A 22,386-nucleotide genomic window follows, 5' to 3' on the forward strand; every position below is an offset into this window, starting at 1 on the left:
GGAGCAAATCGCGATTGGCATTCAATCGGGAGAGATTGAGGTGCCTCGCTAGTTTTTGTCCCCTCGTTCAATTAGCTTAACCTAATATGTCGTCAAATTGTAGCTTCGCTCCCACTGGGCCTATTTCTGGTCTTAAAAGGCAACGCCATCCATTTTGAGGCCTGTTCTTTGACTGCGTTGTTTCCGATCCATTCCCACCTGCGACCATTGACGTGCCCGTTGTGAATATTCAAGGCATGATCATTCAACTCTTTAACATCGTTGATGACATGGCCATCACGGTTGTACCAACCAAGTTCCAGTCCGCGTTGTTGAGCAACACGCAATGAGGCCGAGAATTGCTTATCCTTGCCATCAGCGATTTCAAGCGATATGCCGCCAATATGGTCGAGCGATTTTTGCAATTGAGGGCATGCATTGGCAATGTGACAATTGATCTTCAGCTTATCGGGGTATCCACGGAGGCCAGACGCCTTTTCCCAGCCTTCCAGCAAAACGCCAGATAATGATCTTGGCTCATCGAGTAGAGAAAATGTCTGCCATTGAATTTGGGTTCCAGGGACAGTAAGCCCGTATAGAACCAGCGGCTTCAAATCGAATTTTTCCGCATCTTTTAATCGAATCGGATCGTTAACAAAAACAATACCTTTATCGGCGTGTAGAAAAACGTGTTTTGCGATTGCGACATAGAAATGGTGTTCGCGAGTGTAAGCCGTTAAAGTCATGATGATAAGTGGGCGCACACCAGCACAATGGCATCGCGAGTTAAGGGGGCTATTCTTCTTGGTTAAGCCAGGCTTTGGTTTTAAGCAATCGCTTCCAGCCCGTTTTTGGCGACCAGAGACAGAAGCTTCAATGATGCGCCTTTGGGGTGCTTCTCACCTCGCTCCCATTGGCTGACCAGGCCGGTCGTGACGTTCAAATGCCGTGCAAAAACGGCTTGGCTTGCGCGTTCACGCAACCGAAGCGCTCGGATTTCTTCTGGTTGCAAGGGGTTGATTGGCGTTAGGCACAATTCATCGAATTTGCGCATAGTACGCTTATCCATGACGCCCGCCTCATGCAGACCCTCGGCGGTTTCATGCACGGAGGCCATCAAACGGCTACGGTATTGTTTTTTCATTGCAGATTACCTCTATCAATGTCTTATTTGCCAATGCGCAGTTTAGTGCTGCTTCGTCATACTCCAGCATGACAGCCGCTAATTTCCGCAAAGCGACCAATTCATCGTCATCTATGTTGGCTTGCTCATTTTTGGCGAAACCGTGTACAAAGAACGCCAACGAACCTATGCGGAACAAGATCAGGGTGCGGAACCCGCCCGATTTGCCACCACCGCTACGGGCGACACGTTGTTTAATGACGCCGCCGCCTAAATCAGCATCCAGGAATCCCTTTTCGGCATCACTGACTGCCTTACAGAGGCTTGAATCGTCTATTCCTGATTTTTTGGCAAATCGTGTGAACGCCTTGTTTTTGAATATTCGCACGCCTGCTCTGTTGCCATTTTCGTCTTTTGAATATAGCGCTTAGTGTTATAGTTTGCAAGAAAAAGACCAAGTTGTTGACCGCGAGCCCTGTATTAATTTCGCAGCGCATAGAATACGGACTGGAGTATATTCAATGCTCCGCATCAGTTTTCTGCGCGAAGGGCTCGATAGCCTTTTTTACATTTGGCCGTGCATATCTTATTCCCGGCGACAATGGCTTCTTCCTGGGTCTCGAACCACTCCTTCCTGACTGTGCCTGGAGAACCTACCCCGCCCCATTCCTTGATCAACGACCAATCATTGAATAGACCAGGCGTTACAAACATCTGATAAAAACGATGCATGTTGTCTTTGTCATCAGCCGTTCCAAATAGACGTGGTTCATCACTTACTCCCCAGAAGAGTTGACCGACTTTTCACTTTGCGGTGATTTCAACGCCGCTTCCCGGATACGCATAATGGTTTGCCGAGTGGTTTTGAATTCCCGAGCCAACTCCGAAACGTTGCTGCCAGCGGCCAAGCGTTTGACAACTTCAGCACGCGCTTCCGCATTGAGTGCCGGCGGCCGGCCAAACTGTTTACCCGCGGCCTTCGCGCGACTAATGCCGGCTTGGGTTCGCTCAATCAGCAGGTCGCGCTCAAATTCAGCGACCGCTGCAATGACCTGCATGGTCATCTTGCCGGCAGAACTGGTCAGATCGACCCCACCTAACGCCAGACAATGAACCCGCACCCCGGAATTAGAAAGGTGCTCGACCGTGGCTCTGACATCCATGGCGTTGCGACCGAGGCGATCCAATTTGGTGACCACCAACACATCCCCCGCTTCCAGCCGCTCGATCAGTTTATTAAAACCGGGGCGTTCTTTAGCCGCTACTGAACCGCTGATGCTTTCTTCAATCAAACGATGCGGCTGAATGGCAAAACCGGCAGATTGAATTTCCAAACTTTGATTTTGGGTGGTCTGGTCTGTGGTCGACACTCGACAGTAAGCAAAGACGCGTGACATGCTCTAATTCCGTCCGAAATGGATGTACGAATTATAACATATGTACGAAATTGAAAAAGCTTACTTTAGTACACATTTTTTAAGCACTGTCCGAAACCGGTCGATTTTGGACATTTATGTCAGAAGATGACTGCACTACTTTTGTTACCATTAATATATAGGGTGTCATTTTCAGAGTCCGGCTTCAAACATCAAGCCCCCCAGACACGACCATGCCAATCCCAGACTCATTGCCCTGACCTTCTAAGGTCCAACAATGACAGACATGCACCATGCGGCTCTTTTATGCCCAACAAATAATCACGGGCAGTATAGGTGTGCGCCCAGTAATAAGAGCGAAAGCCATACGGTTTAACAACCGAGCCTTTAAAGCCAATGAAAGTCCGACAACGATAACTGCTTATCCATCGATGCATCACTTCTTTGGCCTGTTGCAATTGATTCACGTTCATCATCACTGAGCCCTCCGTTTTTAGCCACAAAATGCCTTATACCTTTTTCGGTTTTTCGGTTTTTTCCGGTTGCTGGTTTCCAATGGCCTGCATCAACTGAGCGGCCTGGATTTTCATGGCTTCCAATTGGCCTGTTAGCTTGGCAAGCTCTTCTCGGGTTTTACCCGCCTCCCCTTTGGCGCCATCTCTTTCCGCCTCAAGCTTTATCAGCTTATCGGCGACTCGCTGTAGCTCAGTGGCAGCCCTTTTTCTCTCTTCCTTATGGGACTCTTCGGCGGCTTCCGCCTTAGCCTGTACTTTAGTCAGTTCCGTTTTCACTTTATCCCGTTCTACCGCCAATTCTTGTGCCGCCCGCTTTTGATCCGCCAATGCTTGCCGGAATTGTACTTGTTCGGCAACATGCTGCTCGCCCGCTACCTTCGCGTTTTTTTCGACCGCCTCTAGCCGTTCGCGTAAGGTAGCCAGTTCAACCGCTTTAGCTTGGTCAGCCGCTAACACCTCGGCCAGACGTTTTTCCAACTCCCCTACCCTGGACCGCTCTTCCGCCAGCATAGCCTCTAACTCATCGACAGCCTGCGAAGCGTCGGCAAGTTCGCGCTCTGCCTGGGCCTGCTGTTCGCCCGCAGCCCGCAAGACATCCGCCACACGGCGCTCTTGGGTCTTGACGGCTTTGTCATTTAACTCCACGGTCAGCGCGTTGATTTTGTCCACCAAGGCCTTGGTCATGGCCGCCAAGGTTTCAGCGACCTCTACGGGCAGCTCTGCTACCGGCTCTGCATTGGTCACCGACTGACTGACATTGTGCTTATCCCAAACCTCTTTAAGTCTTTTGGGATCGCCACCGCCGGTGATTTTGCGCAATGCAAAGCCCGTTACATTCCGATTGGCCCTCACCAATGCCTCGCCGGCTTCAATAATGCGCTCATCGGTTATATCGGCGGGACGACCCACTGCGGAATCAAGCTCTTCTTTCATGACGGCCTCCATCAATTTGACTGTGTGTATAGTCTAGCACAAATCAAGAAATTAAGTAATAAAGAAATAAAGAAATAAAGAAAGTAATAAACTAAACAAGAAACAACGAAAGAAAACAACTATAATGTCGGGTGCCACAATTAATGAAAAGTGTGTCAAATTAGTGAAAAACTAATGCCATAGATAATGAAATAACCCGACAGAACTGTTCGGCTAAAGCAATCAAGCAGCCTTTCAGGGTCATGCTCGCCGGTGTTTGTTCCTAAATGCTTGAATTATTTTGGATGGCGAGTATTCTTTTAAAGAATGGTTACCCTACTCCGCTTTAAAACTTGGCTTTCTATTGTGCTGATACTCGCAGTGCTCGGTCATTTTGGCTTGGGCCATCGAGATGTATCGTCCTTTGTGCTGTGTTTTGGGGCTGATGGCCATGTCGCTGTAGAGAAGACTGGAAGCGACCAATTCGCTCGTGTCAATGCTGCCACTCGTTTCAATGATGAGACCAATGCTCTTACGAGCGATGACGGTGATCCCTGCCCATCGCCTTGCACTGACATCCCTATCGATGGCGATGACCACATTCCCTTGCAACTGACGGAGTTATTAAAATTAGCGATTGATACCGGGCTTTTGCCGGTATTTTTCCTGATTTCGCTCTTGACTCTTTATGCCAAAGTCATCATTCGGCAGCCGGCATTTTTCGACCCGCCCTTCACCGATTCCAGACTGCTCGCCCTGCGCAGCACCGTTTTACTGATTTAGCCGACTCTCCTAGCCGTAACTCACCAGATGAAGACGCAGGTTCACCTGTGTCCGTGTTGACGTTCCCTCTATGCTACGGAGAAATTTTCCATGTTCTCGAATTATGTGCGGCCACTTGGCGTTGCACTGTGTTTATTGATTACTGCCGGCTCGGTCGATGCGAGTCCGGCAGACGACACGCTATTGCCGGCACAATCAGGCGATCTGGGTGCAAACGGTTCCAGTCGGCAAGCCATTGAGGAACCGACCGGTTCCCTGGTTTTGTCTCAAGTCTTGGCTTTAGCGCTAACCCAGAACCCCGAGCTATCGGCCTTTTCCTGGGAGAGCCGAGCACAGGAAGCCGCCACCCTCCAAGCGGGTTTGTTTCCCAATCCCACCTTCAATGCCAATGCCGCGAACTTTGGTAATCAGGTCATCAAGGGCTTCGATGGCGATGTCGTCACCTTGGAACTCAGCCAATTGATCGAATTGGGCGGAAAACGCACCGCCCGCATGGAAGCGGCATCGCTGACCAAACAATTAGCCGATTGGGATTACGAAACCAAACGAGCCGATGTACTCACCCAAGTCACTCAGGCATTTATTGACGTGTTGGCCGCCCAACAGCGCTTGACGCTGACACAGCAAATTCATGAATTGGCCAATCAGACAACGGTTACGACCGCTGCGCGAGTGCAGGCAGGCAAGGTATCGCCCGTTGAAGAAACCAAGGCTAAAGTTGCTCGCGCTTCGGTGCAAATTGAGCTGATGCGAGCCCAGAAAGAACTGGAAGCCGCCCGCAAGCGCTTAGCCGCCGGCTGGGGCAGCACGACACCGCGTTTTGAGACGGTAAACGGTCATTTGGAAAGTATACAAGCACCAGCTTCCCTGGACTCATTGGCGCAACGCCTCTCCAAAAATCCCGATTTAGCCCGTTGGGTCACCGAGATCACCCAACGTCAGGCGCTTATCACGATGGAAAAATCCAAAGCTATCCCGGATGTCACCGCGACTGTAGGCGCCAGTAAATTTCTGATGCCCAATGATTACGCCTTAGTCGTTGGTTTTTCGGTGCCATTGCCGGTATTTGACCGCAATCAAGGCCGTATTCAAGAAGCCGAGCATCGTTTGACCAAAGCGGAAGACGAATTGCGCAGCGCCGAGATACGCATCGCCACGGCATTGAACACCGCCTATCAGGCCTTGGATACCGCTCATTCCGAAATCATCACCTTGCAGCAAGACATTTTGCCGGGCGCCCAAAGTGCTTATGACGCCGCTCGCGAAGGCTACCGCTTGGGAAAATTCAGTTTTATGGACGTACTGGATGCACAGCGCACCCTGTTCGGCGCCAAAAATCAGTATTTACTGGCCTTGGCCGAATATCACAAGTCCGTGGCCAACGTGGAACGTCTGGTCGGCGGCAATATGAACGCGGACAGCCAACCCGAGGTATCACCATGAACACGATTAACAAAAAACAATGGACCGCTATTGCCGCGATTGTTGTGGTCGGCCTCTTGCTCGGCCTATTGATTTTGAGCATCGACAAATCGATGCCGGAAGGCGAGGAACACGGCGAAGAAAACCATGCAGCGGCTAAAGTCGATAGCGCCGAACATGCCGATGACGCCAGGCAGGCCCAAGGCCCGCACGGCGGCACTGTTTACAGCGACGGTGACTTTAAGCTGGAAATCCTGCTCAGCGAGGAAGGTGGTGAACCGCACTTTCGCGTTTATCCGTTCAATCAGGATAAACCGCTTCAGCCCGTTGCCGATCAACTCTCCGTGCAACTAAAGCGCCCGAGCGGCGAGCAACAGCGCATCGAGTTTGCGCCTGAAAAAGCGTATTGGCAGAGTATCCAGGCTATCGATGAGCCCCATGTCTTTGAAGCGAACGTGACGGCAAGGCATGATGGTCAGACGTTTCAGTTTGCTTTCAGTAAAGAAGAAGGCAAAGTAACCTTGAGCGATCAGCAAATCGCCGAAACCGGTATCTCGATTCAGACCGCAGGTGCAGCGCACATCATAAGCTCTGTCACTCTACCGGGTGAAATTCGCTTCAATGAAGATAAGACGTCTCATGTGGTACCGCGTTTGGCCGGCGTGGTGGAGAGCATTTCCGCCAACCTGGGCCAGCAAGTCAAACAAGGCCAGGTCATCGCCGTGATTGCCAGTACGGCGTTGTCCGAGCAGCGTAGTGAATTGTTGTCGGCACAAAGGCGACTGGAGTTAGCCCGCTCTACTTTTGCGCGGGAAAAACACTTATGGGAGGACAAAATCTCGGCGGAGCAAGACTACCAACAAGCCCGGCAGGCGATGCAGGAAATGGAAATCGCCGTTCATAATGCCCAACAGAAATTGATAGCACTCGGCGCAAGTCCTACCGTGTCGGCCAGCGGCGGCTCACTCAATCGTTACGAAATTCGCGCACCGTTCGATGGCATGGTGGTCGAGAAACACATCGCCATGGGAGAAGCGGTCAAGGAAGATGCCAGCATTTTCACCATTACTGACTTGTCCTCCGTCTGGGCCGAAATTATCGTCTCGGCGAAGGATCTCAATGTCGTGCAAGTCGGCAAACAGGTCAACATCAAGGCCACGGCGTTCGATTCTTCGGCAACCGGTACGTTGTCTTATGTGGGCGCATTGATGGGCGAACAAACCCGCACCGCTACGGCACGCGTGACGCTGGACAATCCGCAGATGGCCTGGCGACCCGGATTGTTTATCACGGTCGAACTGCCTACCAAGGAAAGTGACGTGCCGGTCGCGGTGGCAGCCGATGCCATCCAGATGATCAAAAACAAGCCGACGATTTTTATTCGGGTCCCCGGCGGCTTTATTGCTCAACCGGTCACCACCGGACTGTCGGATGGCAAAGTCACCGAGATCGTGGCAGGACTCATGCCCGGTACCGAATACGCTGTCAATGGCAGCTTCGTCATTAAATCCGAGCAAGGCAAAAGCAGTGCCGAGCACTCGCATTGATCCCCAGGAGTTCGCATCATGTTTGAACGACTTATTCGTTTAGCGATCGAGCATCGCTGGCTGGTTATCCTGGCTGTACTCGGTATGGCAGGACTCGGTATCTTCAATTACTCGATTCTGCCTATCGACGCCGTGCCAGACATCACCAATGTCCAGGTACAAATTAATACGACGGCACCGGGTTATTCGCCTTTGGAAACCGAACAGCGAATCACTTACCCCATCGAAACCGTCATGGCGGGTTTGCCGCATCTGGAACAAACCCGGTCGCTTTCGCGTTACGGCTTATCGCAGGTCACGGTGATTTTCCAGGACGGCACCGATGTCTATTTCGCCCGGCAATTGGTGAACCAACGTATTCAGGAAGCCAAGGATAAACTGCCTGCCGGTATCACGCCGGCGATGGGTCCCATTTCCACCGGTCTTGGCGAAATCTATTTATGGATAGTCGAAGCCCAAGAAGGGGCCAAAAAACCGGACGGTTCGCCTTACACCGCGACCGATCTGCGTGAAATCCAGGACTGGATTATCAAACCGCAGTTGCGCAACGTGCCGGGTGTCACCGAAATCAATTCCATTGGTGGCTACGCCAAACAATATCAGGTGGCACCGATTCCGGAAAAACTGGCGTCCTATGGTCTGACCTTGCAAGACATCGTTACCGCGCTGGATCGTAACAACAATAATGTCGGTGCCGGCTACATCGAAAAGCGCGGCGAACAATATCTGATTCGTGCGCCGGGCCAAGTGCATTCGATGGAAGATATTCGCAACATTATTCTCGGTAATGTCCAGGGTGTGCCCATTCGCATTCGCGATGTCGGCGAAGTCGAAATCGGCCGAGAACTGCGCACCGGCGCTGCAACCGAAAATGGCCGAGAGATGGTATTGGGTACGGTCTTTATGCTGATCGGTCAGAATAGCCGTGCCGTCTCGCAAGCGGTCGACAAAAAGATGACGGAAATCAACCGCACGCTGCCCGAAGGGGTGCAGGCCGTGACGGTCTATGACCGAACGGTACTGGTCGATAAAGCCATCAATACGGTCAAGAAGAACTTAACCGAAGGGGCAATTCTGGTCATTGTGATTCTGTTCCTGTTCCTCGGCAATATTCGTGCGGCCATCATTACCGCAATGGTCATACCGTTATCGATGCTGTTCACCTTCACCGGCATGGTGACATACCAGGTCAGTGCCAACTTGATGAGCCTTGGGGCACTCGACTTTGGTGTGATCATCGACGGTGCGGTGGTGATTGTAGAGAACTGTGTGCGGAGGCTGGCCCATGCTCAGGAGCATCAGGGGCGTTCGCTAACACGTCGTGAACGTTTTCATGAAGTGTTTACGGCGTCGAAAGAAGCACGGCGGGCACTGTTATTTGGCCAGTTGATCATCATGGTCGTGTACTTGCCCATCTTCGCGCTGACCGGGGTGGAAGGCAAAATGTTTCATCCGATGGCGTTCACGGTGGTCATTGCCTTGGTGGGGGCCATGATATTGTCGGTGACTTTTATCCCAGCCGCCGTAGCGCTGTTTATCGGCGATAAAGTCGCTGAAAAAGAAAATGTGGTGATGCAGAGCGCTAAGCGTATCTATGCACCGGTACTGGATAGCGTCATGAGCAACAAGCCGGTGATACTCACGCTTGCGGTGGTCACGGTGATTCTGTCGGGCCTATTGGCGACGCGGATGGGTAGCGAGTTTGTGCCGAGCTTGAATGAAGGCGATTTCGCCATTCAGGCGATGCGCATTCCCGGCACCAGTTTGTCACAATCAGTCGCCATGCAGCAGCAGATTGAACAGGCTCTAAAGCAGCAGTTTCCCGAAATCGAGCGGATATTTGCACGAACCGGCACCGCCGAGATCGCATCCGACCCGATGCCGCCGAATATCTCGGATGGTTACATCATGCTCAAACCACGCGAGCAATGGCCTGAACCCGATAAATCACGCGATGATCTGCTAGCGGCGATACAAGTGGCGGCCAACAAACTACCCGGCAACCTCTACGAGTTTTCCCAGCCTATCCAGTTGCGCTTCAATGAACTGATTTCAGGCGTGCGTAGCGACGTTGCCGTTAAAGTGTTTGGTGATGATATGGATGTATTGAATGACACGGCGACTGAAATTTCGGTAGTTATGGCAGCGATTCCTGGTGCATCCGAAGTGAAAGTCGAGCAAACCACCGGCTTACCGATGCTGACGCTCAATATCGACCGGGATAAAACTTCGCGCTACGGCTTGAACGTGGGCGATGTGCAGGATGCGGTGGCTACCGCGATTGGTGGCACCGAAGCCGGCACCTTGTTTGAGGGTGACCGGCGTTTCGACATTATCGTGCGTCTGCCGGAGAACCTGCGCAGTAATCTGGATGCCATCAACCGCTTGCCAATCTCATTGCCGCGCGGGCAAAACCGAGATGGACGAACCAGCTATATCCCACTGGCCGAAGTAGCCAGCCTGGAAATGGCTCCCGGCCCTAATCAAATCAGCCGCGAGAACGGCAAACGCCGAATCGTCATCAGTGCCAACGTGCGAGGCCGCGACATCGGCTCTTTTGTTGCCGAGGCCGAACAAAAGCTGCAACAGAAAGTCAAAATTCCATCCGGTTATTGGACAAGTTGGGGCGGACAGTTCGAACAGTTGCAATCGGCGGCCCATCGCTTGCAAATTGTGGTGCCTGTGGCGTTAATCCTGGTTTTCACACTCCTGTTCATGATGTTTGGCAACGCCAAGGACGGTTTGCTGGTGTTCAGCGGCATCCCCTTTGCGTTGACCGGCGGCTTGGTCGCACTTTGGTTGCGCGATATTCCAATGTCGATTTCGGCGGCAGTCGGATTCATCGCCTTGTCGGGTGTAGCAGTACTGAACGGGCTGGTGATGATTGCCTTTATCCGTGGTTTGCGCGACGAAGGCATGTCGCTGGATAAGTCGATTGTTGAGGGTGCTCTGACACGTCTTAGGCCGGTGCTGATGACCGCACTGGTAGCCTCGTTCGGTTTCGTGCCAATGGCCATTGCCACCGGTACCGGCGCAGAGGTACAGCGCCCGCTGGCGACTGTAGTGATTGGCGGCATTCTCTCGTCAACGATGCTGACATTGTTGGTATTACCGATTCTCTACTGGTTCGCGCATCGCCAAGACCAACCAATAAGTCCCATGATACCGGGAATACCGCAGATTGATTCCAACGAGGGTTAAACGATGAGTACCTGCGAGCCATCAGAAAAAACCTGTTGTTGTCCTGGCGAGAAACCGGATAACCACCAGCCAACGCCATCAAACTTGTCGAGTGGCATCACGTTCAAAATCGAGGGACTGGATTGCGCCGAAGAGGTCGCTACATTGAAAAGCGCGATAGGCCCGCTCGTGGGGGGCAGTGACAAACTGGCCTTTGATGTTTTAAACGGGCGCATGACACTGTTGTCTGATGCCGAGCCCGTGACTGAAAAAACCATCATCAAAGCGATAGCGGCAACGGGCATGCAGGCGGCTCGTTGGCAGTCCGGTCAGACCGATGCCGATGTCAAACAACTGCACCGTTCGAAGACCGGTTATACCGTGCTTAGCGGTGTATTTATCGCGGCCGGCATGCTGATTCATATCGCCATAGCCGGCGGCTTTGTGGATATTCAAACCATTTTCAGCTCGGCCAAAAACGGCACCCTGCAATGGGACGTGGTCACTGACTATCTGCAAAGCTTACTAAATGCCCATGCTCAGCAGGCGATGCCTTTGCCTGAAAAAATAGCCTTTGGTTTAGCGGTGGCTTGCGGTGCTCGGCATGTGATCGTTAAGGCGTTTTATGCCTTGAAACGCTTCCGAGCGGATATGAATTTGCTGATGACGATTGCGGTTATTGGGGCAATGTTCATTGATGAATGGTTTGAGGCGGCAACGGTCAGTTTTCTGTTTGCGCTGTCTCTGGCGATTGAGAGTTGGAGTATTGGCCGTGCCCGGCATGCCGTTGAAGCCTTGCTGGATTTAGCGCCCTCGACGGTGACGATCAAGGATGAAACCGGCCAGGAATGCGTGGTACCAGCGGCAGAAGTCAGTATAGGCACCCGTTTCATATTAGCGCCTGGCGCTAAAATCCCCCTGGATGGCAACGTAATTGCCGGTTCCAGTTCAGTCAATCAGGCGCCGATTACCGGTGAAAGCATGCCGGTTGCCAAGCAAGTGGGTGACGAGGTGTTTGCCGGCAGTATTAATGTTGAAGGGACATTGGAAATCCGATCCACCAAGTTGGTTTCGGATACCACCTTGGCACAGATTACCCGGTTGGTCGGCGAAGCTCATGGTAAGCGAGCCGAGGTCGAACAATGGGTGGAGAAATTTGCGCGTATTTATACCCCGGCTGTGATGCTGGTGGCGTTGGCCATGTGCATCATTCCACCGGTATTTTTCGAAGGAGGCTGGAACGAATGGTTTTACCACGCCTTGGTGTTGTTGGTCATTGCCTGCCCCTGTGCATTGGTCATTTCGACACCGGTCAGTATTGTCGCGGCCTTAGCGTGTGCAGCCCGACAAGGCATTCTGATCAAAGGCGGCATTTATATTGAAACACCCGCCCATCTGAATGCGATTGCCTTTGATAAAACCGGCACACTAACCTCTGGTGAACCCGTCGTCACCGGTGTTTATCCATTCAATAGTCATACCGAAGAAGAACTGTTAAGCCGTGCCGCCGCACTGGAAGCACGAAGCAATCATCCGTTGGCAAAAGCTATTTTACGCTATACGGAACAACGCGGTATCAACGTGGCCAGCGCAGACAATGTGACGGTTCTACCGGGTAAAGGTGTCACCGGACTATTTAATGGCACGGATTTCTGGCTGGGATCGCGTCGTTATCTGTTGGAGCGTAGCCAAGAAATCCCGGAAATCAGTGAAAAAGCGATTGCCCTTGAACAAACGGGGCAAACCGTGATTGCCATCGGCAATGATCGGCATATTTGCGGCCTCATTGCCGTTGCCGACCAGCCTCGCACTGAAATCAAATCGATTTTGCAAGCGCTGAGACAAAATGGCATTCAACATTTAGCCATGTTGACCGGTGACAATCGGGTGACGGCCACTAACATCGCGACCCAAATTGGCATCGATGAGATACACGCCGAATTGTTGCCCGCCGATAAAGTGAAGATCGTCAGTCAAATGGTCGAGCAATACGGACAGGTAGCGATGATCGGGGACGGTGTCAACGATGCGCCGGCGTTGGGACGGGCCAACCTGGGAATTGCCATGGGGGTGCTAGGGTCGGATGCGGCTATCGAGATAGCCGATATTGCTCTGATGGGCGATGACCTCTCCAAGCTGCCCTGGCTGATCGGACATTCCAAAAGAACACTGGCGATTATTCGACAAAATATTACGTTTGCACTGACGATCAAGGCTGCGTTCGCCGTTTTAGCCTTTGCCGGTGTGGCTACCCTATGGGAAGCCATTGCAGCCGATATGGGCGCTTCCTTATTGGTTGTAGCCAACGGATTGAGATTACTTCATCCCAAAAATACGGCCTTTTAAGTGCTCTGAATTTATTAAAGGGCACTTTAACATCATCAAAGCGCCTAGACATTACCGTTTCAAGATACCTTTGGAGATAACCATGACATTAAAATCACTGATTCTTTTAGTTTTAGCTGAATCCTTATTATCTGCTTGTAGCTTCATGGAGCCTCACGCCATGGATACTGACCTGGCTATACAGCATGAGACATTGGCCAAACACTTCCAAGACGAGGCCAACGAATTACAGACGAAGATTGAGGAACATAAAAAATTTCTCAGCCGATTTGACTCACAACGCTATGTTTACGGTAGACATGCGAACGATCTTAAAGCACATAGCCAAGAAGTGATTGATCTTTATCAGCAGGCCGTCACTGCAAACCGGGACATGGCAGAAATGTTGCGGGAAGCGGATCATTAGTTGTAGCACTTCGCCCTCTGCCTTGTCCGTTCTTGTACTATCAAACTTATAATTTTCGGATATATATTTGGATACCTATCACCAGACAAAAGTGAAAAGTGCGCCAAGTTAGTGAAAAACTAATGACACAAATAATGAAAAAATCCGATTGGCTTTGGCTCTTAGAACCTTAACGAGGGCCATACTGCAACTGTGTTGGCTTGATCGGCTAGCCAGTTGCCCTCTAATTGGCATAACCGCAGAATTCGGAAAAAATAGTACGCTAAGGTTTCGGTGTGGATAAGTTTGGGACTTGTGCTTATCGGGTCACTAGGTGACTCATGCGCGCATGAGGGGACAGCTAGTAAAACTATCAAAGCGATACTGCAAAAACTCACCGCTCGCGATACCTTGCTCTATACTTTAAAGAATGACGCTAATGAATCTTTGGCTTGAGCCAAGTATTCATTTTTTGTGTTGATAGGGAAACTTTACGCTTGGGATTGAATCCACGCTTTATGCGCGATAGGTTTCAAGAGCATTAAACACATCAATTGATCTTAGTGGCGAAATGACCGTGGGATTTTTTCGACATCATCACTATCAGACCGTTATGGTGCTGATCATGTTGACTAGCTGGCTCTTCATGCTGGTGTCGTCAACGTGTGCGATGCCGATGCCTGCGCAAATGCAAATACCAGTGACGGACACGATGCCAGTTGGTTGTTCCGATTCGGCGCATCATGGCGCCGCAGCGACGCAACTCTCACCAAACCAAAACTGTACACTCAAGGCGTGTCCGGACTCCCAGCCTAACCCCGCGCTAAATTTCAAAATCGATAAGCCTGATCTACCCGTTTTTATCTTGTGCCTGACTTGGCTAAGTATTTATATTTTTAGCCCATTACCCTGCCTTTTTACCCGTCATAGACAACGAAGACCGACTGCCAATCCCATACCGATACGCTATCGGTTCTGTACTTTTCTGAATTAGCCATTTCTCCCAGGTAACCCGCGCCTTGTAGGCGTGATAGGGCTTCATGCTTTGGCGTGAGTCTGTGTTTCCCTTGATTGGAGAAAATAATGTACCCCTTGTTTTACCCCACACCTGTTGATCGGGTGTCGTGGCCCTATTGGGCGCTCTGCTGCTATTTACTGATTTTTATCGGCGTAGTCCATGCCGATGAAGCTTTTTTGTCCCTGGAACAGGCTGTTGAACTAGCGCAGGCCGGTAACCCTGGTATCTCCGAAATTAAAGCGCGTGCCGAAGCATTAGCCGCCATTCCATCGCAAGAGGGCGCACTGCCAGACCCGACGCTTAATTTCGATACCTTAAATGTTCCCACCAACAGTCTCAGTCTTCGCAAGGAAGATATGACCATGATGGATGTTGGTATTAGTCAGACGATTCCTTTTCCGGGCAAGTTGGCCTTGAAGGAACAAGCAGCCGAACAAGAAGCCCTGGCGGCAGCCGACTCGGTGGATGTCGCCCGTTTGCGCTTGGTTCGCGACGTCAAACAGACTTGGTGGCGCTTGTTTTATTACGATAGGGCCATCAATGTCATTGCCGAAAGCGAACAATTTTTTCAGCAATTGATCGATACGGCCCAGTCCCGTTACAAAGTCGGTCAGGGGCAACAGCAGGATGTGATGCTGGCCCAATTAGAACTCTCGAAACTCAAGGATGAAAAAATCGAGCTGATCAGCATGCGCCACAGTACCGGCATTCAGATCAACACATTGCTCAGCCGCAACTCCGATACCTTGGTAAAACTGCCTGACCAAGCCGAGATCAAAACCCCGGTCTTGGTGGTTGCGGAATTGCAGGCACAAGCCATGGAACATAGCCCACGGTTCGAGCAGCATCACAAAATGCTCGGTGCCGCCAAGACCCGCATTGAAATCGCCGAAAAGGATTTTTATCCCGATCTGACACTGGGTGCCGGTTACGCAGTCAGACAAAACACCCCATCCGGCGAATCCCGTAGCGATTTTGCTAGCGTCAAACTCAGCATCAATTTACCGATCTATGCCGAACAAAAACAGGCCAAGGCAGTCGATCAACGCAATAGTGAGTTGCTGCAGGAGCAGTACGCCTTGCAGGACGAGCACAATAAAGTCCATGGTGAAATTGCAGCCAATACCGCCCAATACCTGCACGCAAAACAGCGATTAGCATTATTCGAGCATGAAATCATTCCTCAAGCTCAGCAAGCCGTCAGTTCTTTGATGGCCGGGTACCCTGTTGGCAAGACGGACTTCAGCAACTTACTGCGAACACAGTTGAGTTTGTTTCAGTATCAAAGCCAATACTGGAAATCGTTGGTCGAAACCCAGCAATTGCTGGCGGAACTATCGAACTTAATCGGTAAGGACCTGACACATGACTAAGCAAACTATTCTGGTCAGTGTATTGACCCTGCTCATTGGAATCGCCGGCGGCTTTTGGCTGGCGGATAAGCCGCAACCCATGGAAAAGACTGTGTCGGTCGCAGAGCATAAACCACGGTTTTATCGGCATCCGATGAATCCAAAAGTGACGTCTCCGACACCGGCAAAGGATGAAATGGGCATGGATTATCTACCGGTTTATGCCGATGAAGTCTCGCAGACAACCCAGCCGAACAAAGGCCGTATTCTGTACTATCGCCATCCCATGGGGGCGGCCGATACCTCGCCTGTGCCGAAAAAGGATGAGATGGGAATGGATTATCTGCCGGTTTACGAAGGCGAGGTAACGAGTTCTAAACTCTTGACCATTAGTCCGGAAAAAATCCAAAAGCTCGGCGCCAAAACCGAGAAAGTTCAATATCGGGATTTAGTGCGTTCTATCCGTGCGCCGGGCAGTATTCAAGTTGATGAGCGTCGGTTGCATGTCATCAATGCCAAATTCGAGGGTTGGATACAACGCTTGCTAGTTAATAGCACCGGACAATCTGTCAAACGTGGACAACCACTATTGGATATTTACAGCCCCGATCTTCTGACGGCGCAGCAGGAATATCTGATTGCCAAACAAGGTGAAGGTGCATTAGAACAGGCCAGCCCGCAGGCGCTTGCCACCGCCCAGCAACTCACCCGCAATGCCTTGCAACGCCTAAAAAATTGGGACATTGGCACGGCCCAATTAAAACGCTTGCAAGAGCGCGAACTCGTGATTGAAACTTTATTGTTACCATCGCCTGTCAATGGCGTGGTCATGGAAAAGCCCGCAGTAGAAGGCATGCGTTTTATGCCGGGCGAGGTACTGTTCCAAATTGCCGATCTGAGTCGGGTGTGGCTGATGGTCGATGTATTCGAGCCCGATTTAGAGTGGATTAAATTAGGTCAAGAGGTTAGCGTCAATATCAAGGCTTACCCTGATAAATCCTTTCATGGGCAAGTCAGTTTTATCTTTCCCACGTTGAATACCGACACACGCACCGTCAAGGTCAGAGTGGACATGGACAACGCCAAAGGTTTTCTGAAACCCGGCCTGTACGGTAGCGTTGAAGTATTAGCGACTCAACAACGACACCGAGAGCTGAGTGTCCCCGATTCGGCTATTCTCGATAGTGGTACGCGGCAGGTAGCACTGGTACAGCTCGATGATGGCCGGTTCGAGCCGCGCACCGTGAAGATAGGCCATCAGGCCAACGGATTCAGCGAAGTGCTTGAGGGTTTACAGGATGGCGACAATGTCGTCACCCGCGCTAATTTCCTGATCGATGCCGAAAGCAATTTGAAATCGGCGCTGGACAGTATGAGTAGTGCTGAGGCGATGCCAAAGGCCGAATCGAATCAGGACGATTCAGTGGCCATGCCAGAACATGAGCATAGTCAACATGTGATGGAGCACTAGCCATGTTGGAACGGGTCATTGCCTGGTCGTTAAAAAATGTGTTTCTGGTGTTGATCACCACACTACTTTTAATCTGTGGCGGCATTTACGCCGTGATCAAAATTCCACTAGATGCCTTGCCAGATTTGTCCGATGCGCAAGTGATTGTCTACACGGAATACCCTGGCCAAGCACCCCAGGTGGTCGAGGATCAAGTCACTTATCCACTGACCACCGCGATGCTGAGTGTGCCAAGATCCAAAGTGGTTCGTGGTTTCTCATTTTTCGGCGCATCCTTTGTGTACGTGATCTTTGAGGATGGTACTGATATTTATTGGGCGCGTTCCAGGGTACTCGAATATTTAAACTTTGCGGCCGGGCGCTTGCCGCGTGGTGTTACACCACAACTCGGGCCCGATGCGACCGGTGTGGGCTGGGTGTATCAATATGTGTTGCTGGGGAAGGAATACTCGCTGGCTGAACTACGTACCTTGCAAGACTGGTTTGTACGCTATCAGTTAACCAAGGCACAAGGAATCGCCGAAGTGGCCAGCATCGGCGGGTTTGTTCAGCAATATCAAGTCACCGTTGATCCACATAAACTCCAGGCTTATAGCATCCCCCTAAAAACCGTGACAGAGGTGATTGCCAATGGCAACCGCGATGTGGGCGGTCGAGCCATTGAAATGACTGAAACAGAATATATGGTACGCGGTCGTGGCTATTTGCATGGTATTCATGATTTGGAACGGCTGGTATTAAAAGTCGCCAATGGCACACCCGTGTTAGTGCGGGATGTAGCCCGAGTGGAATTGGTCCCAGATGAACGTCGTGGTATTACCGAGTTGAATGGTGAGGGTGAAGTGGTATCCGGCATCGCTATTGCCCGCTACGGTCAAAACGCGCTGGAAGTGATTGATAACCTGAAACTACGCTTAAAGGAAATCACAGCGGGGCTACCAACAGGTGTGAGTATTCAAGCGGTTTATGACCGCTCGGATCTGATCCATCGGGCGATTGAAAATCTACGACACACGCTGTTGGAAGAGAGTGTGGTCGTGGCCGTGATTTGTGCAGTATTCCTGTTGCATCTGCGCAGCGCCCTCGTCGCCATTGTGATGTTGCCGGTTGGCATATTGATGGCGTTCATCGTCATGCATTTGCTGAACATGAACTCCAACATCATGAGTCTTGGCGGCATTGCCATTGCCATTGGTGCGATGGTCGATGCCGCCATCGTGATGGTCGAAAACGTGCATAAGCACCTTGAGCATGATGCGTATAAATTACCCAGACACACCATTGTATTGAATGCCTGTCGGGAAGTCGGCCCGCCCTTGTTCTTCAGCTTACTGATTATCACCGTATCCTTCTTGCCGGTATTTACCCTGGAAGCGCAAGAAGGTCGGCTATTTCAACCCTTGGCCTACACCAAAACCTTTGCCATGGCCGGCGCGGCGTTGCTATCGGTCACCTTAGTGCCGGTACTGATATTGCTATTTGTGCGCGGTCATATCCGGGCAGAACAAGATAACCCAGTCAATCGGCTGTTGCTGTGGCTGTATCGTCCGGTGATTACTTGGGTCATGCGTTTTAAAAAAACCACTGTCTTGCTGGCGATACTGGCACTGGTTGCCAGTATTTACCCTGCTATGCAATTGGGCGGTGAATTCATGCCGACCTTAAACGAAGGCACCCTGCTGTTCATGCCGCAGACCTTGCCCGGCATGTCGGTCACCAAAACCGCCGAGCTGCTGCAAACTCAGGATCGCATCATCAAAACCTTTCCCGAAGTCGAATCGGTATTCGGCAAGGCCGGTCGCGCCGCCACCGCCACCGATCCGGCGCCCTTAGAAATGTCCGAGACGGTGGTCAATCTGAAACCGGAATCGCAGTGGAGGCCGGGCATGACCGTCGACAAATTGATTACAGAAATGGATCAGGCTCTGCAAATCCCTGGCGTCAGCAATGCCTGGACCATGCCGATCAAAAATCGCATCGATATGTTGGCAACCGGTATTAGGACGCCTGTTGGCGTAAAATTGTTCGGTAACGACCTAGCTGAAATGGAACGGCTAGCCCAGCAAATCGAACAAGCCATCAAGAACGTACCCGGCACCACCAGTGCTTATGCCGAGCGGATTACCGGGGGGTATTATCTGAATATCGATCCAGATTATGACGCTTTGGCTCGCTATGGTTTGCTGGTCGGCGACATTCAAAATCTGATTTCAACCGCTATTGGCGGTGAAATGGTGACCACTATGGTTGAAGGCCGGGAACGCTTTGGCGTGATAGTGCGTTATCCCCGCGAACTCAGGAACAGTCCTAGTGCCATAGGCAATCACTTACTGGTAACGACTGCTGACGGTGCCATGATTCCTTTATCGTCGGTTGCACATTTGAGCTTATCCAAAGGACCACCGGGTATTCGTACCGAAAACTCTCTGCTCTCCGCCTATATCTTTGTCGATTTGCGGGATCGTGATATTGCCAGCTATGTTCATGATGCCAAACTCGCAGTCGAGAAAGCCGTGCAGATGCCTACCGGTTATTACATAACCTGGAGTGGGCAATTCGAGTATATGGAGCGTGCCGTTGAGCGCTTGAACATAGTCGTACCATTGACCATGCTGATCATTTTTATCCTGCTGTACCTGAACTTTGGCCGTATGACGGAAACCCTAATCGTCATGTTGTCGGTGCCGTTCGCCCTGGTAGGCGGCGTCTGGTTACTGTGGGCGTTGAACTATAACGTCAGCGTGGCAGTGGGTGTCGGCTTTATCGCACTGGCCGGGGTGGCTGCCGAAACCGGAGTGATTATGCTAATTTACCTGGATCACGCCTATCAAGCCAAAATCGAAGAATGCAGGCAACAGGGTAAGGAAATGGGGCTGAACGAACTCTACACCTGTGTAATTACAGGTGCTGCAGAACGGCTGCGGCCCAAGATGATGACAGTGGCCGCCATCATGGCAGGTCTATTACCCATCATGTGGAGTAATGGAACCGGATCGGAAGTGATGCGGCGCATTGCCGCCCCTATGGTGGGAGGGATGATCTCCTCAATGCTGCTGACGCTAATCGTAATCCCTGCAATTTATGCGCTGTTGAAAGGCCATTCGTTGAGACCACGATGAGCCCAAGCCAGTAAATTTCACATTCATAGATCCAGGAGGTTTATGACGATAAGTACAGTCCAAATGATGCATTAAACAACACCCTTTTACGAAGCAGGACGGCATTTTGATTGCTGTCTGAAGAATTTAACTTAACTGGAGAGATCTTATGAAAACCATCACTAAATTGTTGGTCGTCACGTCTTTAACGCTGGGAGTTTTATCAGGTTGCCAACAAAACCCCCATCCCATGGATATGAGCGCAGCTATCCAAAGCGCTAAAACCAAGGATGACCATGAGTCTTTGGCGACTCATTATGAACAAGCCGCAAAGGATGCCGAAGTTAAAGTGGAAGAACACAAAAAGCTTCTGCAACAGTACAAGCAGCACAGCTACCTGTACGGCAAGCAATCCGAAATGTTCCTAGAACATTGCCAATCGCTAATCAGCTCCTACCAAAAAGCAGTTGATGCCAATACAGCGATGGCTAAAATGCATCATCAAATGGCAGGTACCCAATAAACTCAGTCTTAACTATTGAAGGATTTGAGGGCATGAATATTTAATTTCGTGCCTTCAAATCAACAGTCTGAATTCTGTTGAAATTCTGCCCTTAACCAAATATGGGCGGAAGCCAGTTTTGGCCGAATTCGCTCTACCAAAATGAAGGGTGCGAAAGTTTTCAATATTAGTGGCACAAAATCCGGAATATTTCATTATTTGTGTCAAAAGCGGGTATAGCTTGTGACACAAATAATGAAAAATCACTTTAAAATCAATCGACCACTTTTCATTTTTTATGTCACCCGACATATAAAGAAAGTAATTGGAAAGGAAGAAAGTCGTGTCGGGTTGCCGGGCTATGCTGCAAAAATTTCAATGCAATAATCCTGGGGTTGGCTTAAAGTCACCCTGACATGAAAAAACTAGGCCGAAACGATCCCTGCCCTTGTGGCAGCGGTAAAAAATATAAGCAGTGCTGCTTGAAGACAGCAGACGCCCAGATTGCGCATGATCGGGCTGAAGCCGTCCCGAAAGCCATCCAGTGGCTCTTCACGAAGTATGAGCAGCCGGCCCGTGCCGAGATTGATGAAGGTTTTTTTGGTGGACTCGACGACGATGAATATGCCGAGCTTCAGGACCTACCCGAGGACTCGTATACCGGCATTATGATCAATGCCATGGAATGGCTGCTGGCAGATGGCGTGCTGACCCTCAAAGACCAGGACTATCGCGTTGCGGATTTGTTACTTGGAAAGGGTGGTCCGCTATTGTCTGCTGAACAGCGACAATGGCTTGAGCGTCTAACAGCACTACCCCTCAGGCTTTACGAAATTGTGGCGGTGGTGCCCGGCAAATGCCTGACATTAAGGGATGTGATGCTGCCCGAACGCCCGCCCGTTCTCGTCCAGGAAAAATCAGGCTCACAACAAGCTAACCGGTATGACCTGATCGCGGCACGCATCGTGCCGTTTGACGCTCATTTTGAACTGTCCGGCGCCGTTTACTCTTTCCCCCGCCAACAAAGCTGGGATTTGTTGGAAGAACTCAAAGACGAATTAGAGGGCGTCGAGCCGGATTCTGCTCTCGCCAAGGAAATCACTAGTGCCATCATCCCGTTTCACTGGCTCCAGTTATTTGTCAGGGCCTTTGAAATGCCGCCAGTGGTTGATCATGTCACGGGTGAATCGCTGCTGTTCGTGACTGATCATTACCGGGTTCTGGACTGGGACGCATTGGACCAGGCCTTGACCAGGGCAGCGGATATCGAAGGCAATCGTGATGCAGGTTGGAGCCGTATATTTGTAGGCGAAGATGGGCTGACACGGCAAAGTCTCAGTATTCATCCCAGCAAACGCCAGGATCGAATCAAAGTGT

At 50.9% G+C, this 22,386-nt stretch carries 17 protein-coding genes; 11 read left to right on the plus strand and 6 right to left on the minus strand.

What is annotated here, in order from left to right; translation table 11 throughout:
- Positions 1-92: 92 nt before the first annotated feature.
- From QLH52_RS23680 to QLH52_RS23705, 6 genes are all read right to left on the minus strand, one after another.
- Complete coding sequence (locus tag QLH52_RS23680) at positions 93-725, minus strand: hypothetical protein (RefSeq protein WP_319963187.1); 633 nt, start codon at positions 723-725, stop codon at positions 93-95.
- An 80-nt stretch (positions 726-805) separates the two neighbouring features.
- On the minus strand, positions 806-1,123 hold the full coding sequence (locus QLH52_RS23685; RefSeq protein WP_054761722.1) for a helix-turn-helix domain-containing protein: 318 nt from the start codon (positions 1,121-1,123) through the stop codon (positions 806-808).
- Positions 1,104-1,490, minus strand: coding sequence for a type II toxin-antitoxin system RelE/ParE family toxin (locus QLH52_RS23690; protein ID WP_319963188.1), 387 nt, complete (start codon positions 1,488-1,490; stop codon positions 1,104-1,106). Before QLH52_RS23690 ends, QLH52_RS23685 begins: the two co-directional genes overlap by 20 nt.
- Positions 1,491-1,633: 143 nt before the next feature.
- On the minus strand, positions 1,634-1,834 hold the full coding sequence (locus tag QLH52_RS23695; RefSeq protein ID WP_064023704.1) for a WGR domain-containing protein: 201 nt from the start codon (positions 1,832-1,834) through the stop codon (positions 1,634-1,636).
- A 44-nt stretch (positions 1,835-1,878) separates the two neighbouring features.
- The gene (locus QLH52_RS23700) at positions 1,879-2,499 is read right to left on the minus strand and encodes a recombinase family protein (RefSeq protein ID WP_319963189.1); all 621 of its coding nucleotides are present in this window, start codon (positions 2,497-2,499) and stop codon (positions 1,879-1,881) included.
- A 488-nt stretch (positions 2,500-2,987) separates the two neighbouring features.
- Entirely contained in the window at positions 2,988-3,926 is a 939-nt protein-coding gene (locus QLH52_RS23705; protein WP_064027898.1) for a DNA-binding protein, read from the minus strand.
- A 306-nt stretch (positions 3,927-4,232) separates the two neighbouring features.
- On the opposite strand from QLH52_RS23705, the gene QLH52_RS23710 reads away from it, so the two are divergent.
- From QLH52_RS23710 to QLH52_RS23760, 11 genes are all read left to right on the plus strand, one after another.
- Entirely contained in the window at positions 4,233-4,688 is a 456-nt protein-coding gene (locus QLH52_RS23710; protein WP_132324953.1) for a hypothetical protein, read from the plus strand.
- Between the two features lie 90 nt (positions 4,689-4,778).
- Entirely contained in the window at positions 4,779-6,131 is a 1,353-nt protein-coding gene (locus tag QLH52_RS23715) for a TolC family protein (protein WP_101052469.1), read from the plus strand.
- Positions 6,128-7,657 (plus strand): efflux RND transporter periplasmic adaptor subunit, encoded by a 1,530-nt coding sequence (locus QLH52_RS23720; protein ID WP_101052471.1) that lies wholly within the window; start codon positions 6,128-6,130, stop codon positions 7,655-7,657. Before QLH52_RS23715 ends, QLH52_RS23720 begins: the two co-directional genes overlap by 4 nt.
- A gap of 18 nt (positions 7,658-7,675) precedes the next feature.
- The gene (locus QLH52_RS23725; protein ID WP_101052473.1) at positions 7,676-10,858 is read left to right on the plus strand and encodes a CusA/CzcA family heavy metal efflux RND transporter; all 3,183 of its coding nucleotides are present in this window, start codon (positions 7,676-7,678) and stop codon (positions 10,856-10,858) included.
- A 3-nt stretch (positions 10,859-10,861) separates the two neighbouring features.
- Positions 10,862-13,183: a heavy metal translocating P-type ATPase gene (locus QLH52_RS23730; RefSeq protein ID WP_101052475.1), complete on the plus strand. Its 2,322-nt coding sequence runs from the start codon at positions 10,862-10,864 to the stop codon at positions 13,181-13,183.
- A gap of 82 nt (positions 13,184-13,265) precedes the next feature.
- Positions 13,266-13,589: a hypothetical protein gene (locus tag QLH52_RS23735; RefSeq protein WP_101052477.1), complete on the plus strand. Its 324-nt coding sequence runs from the start codon at positions 13,266-13,268 to the stop codon at positions 13,587-13,589.
- Positions 13,590-14,651: 1,062 nt separating this feature from the next.
- On the plus strand, positions 14,652-15,959 hold the full coding sequence (locus QLH52_RS23740) for a TolC family protein (RefSeq protein WP_101052479.1): 1,308 nt from the start codon (positions 14,652-14,654) through the stop codon (positions 15,957-15,959).
- Positions 15,952-17,409, plus strand: coding sequence for an efflux RND transporter periplasmic adaptor subunit (locus QLH52_RS23745; RefSeq protein ID WP_101052481.1), 1,458 nt, complete (start codon positions 15,952-15,954; stop codon positions 17,407-17,409). Before QLH52_RS23740 ends, QLH52_RS23745 begins: the two co-directional genes overlap by 8 nt.
- 2 nt (positions 17,410-17,411) lie before the next feature.
- Positions 17,412-20,528, plus strand: a complete 3,117-nt coding sequence (locus QLH52_RS23750) for an efflux RND transporter permease subunit (RefSeq protein ID WP_319963190.1) — start codon at positions 17,412-17,414, stop codon at positions 20,526-20,528.
- 148 nt (positions 20,529-20,676) lie between these two features.
- On the plus strand, positions 20,677-21,030 hold the full coding sequence (locus QLH52_RS23755; RefSeq protein WP_101052485.1) for a hypothetical protein: 354 nt from the start codon (positions 20,677-20,679) through the stop codon (positions 21,028-21,030).
- 395 nt (positions 21,031-21,425) lie between these two features.
- A partial coding sequence (locus tag QLH52_RS23760) for a YecA family protein (protein ID WP_319963191.1) occupies positions 21,426-22,386 on the plus strand: 961 nt, incomplete at its 3' end.

Origin of the sequence: Methylomonas defluvii (assembly GCF_033949435.1) — a bacterium.
GTDB lineage: Bacteria > Pseudomonadota > Gammaproteobacteria > Methylococcales > Methylomonadaceae > Methylomonas > Methylomonas defluvii.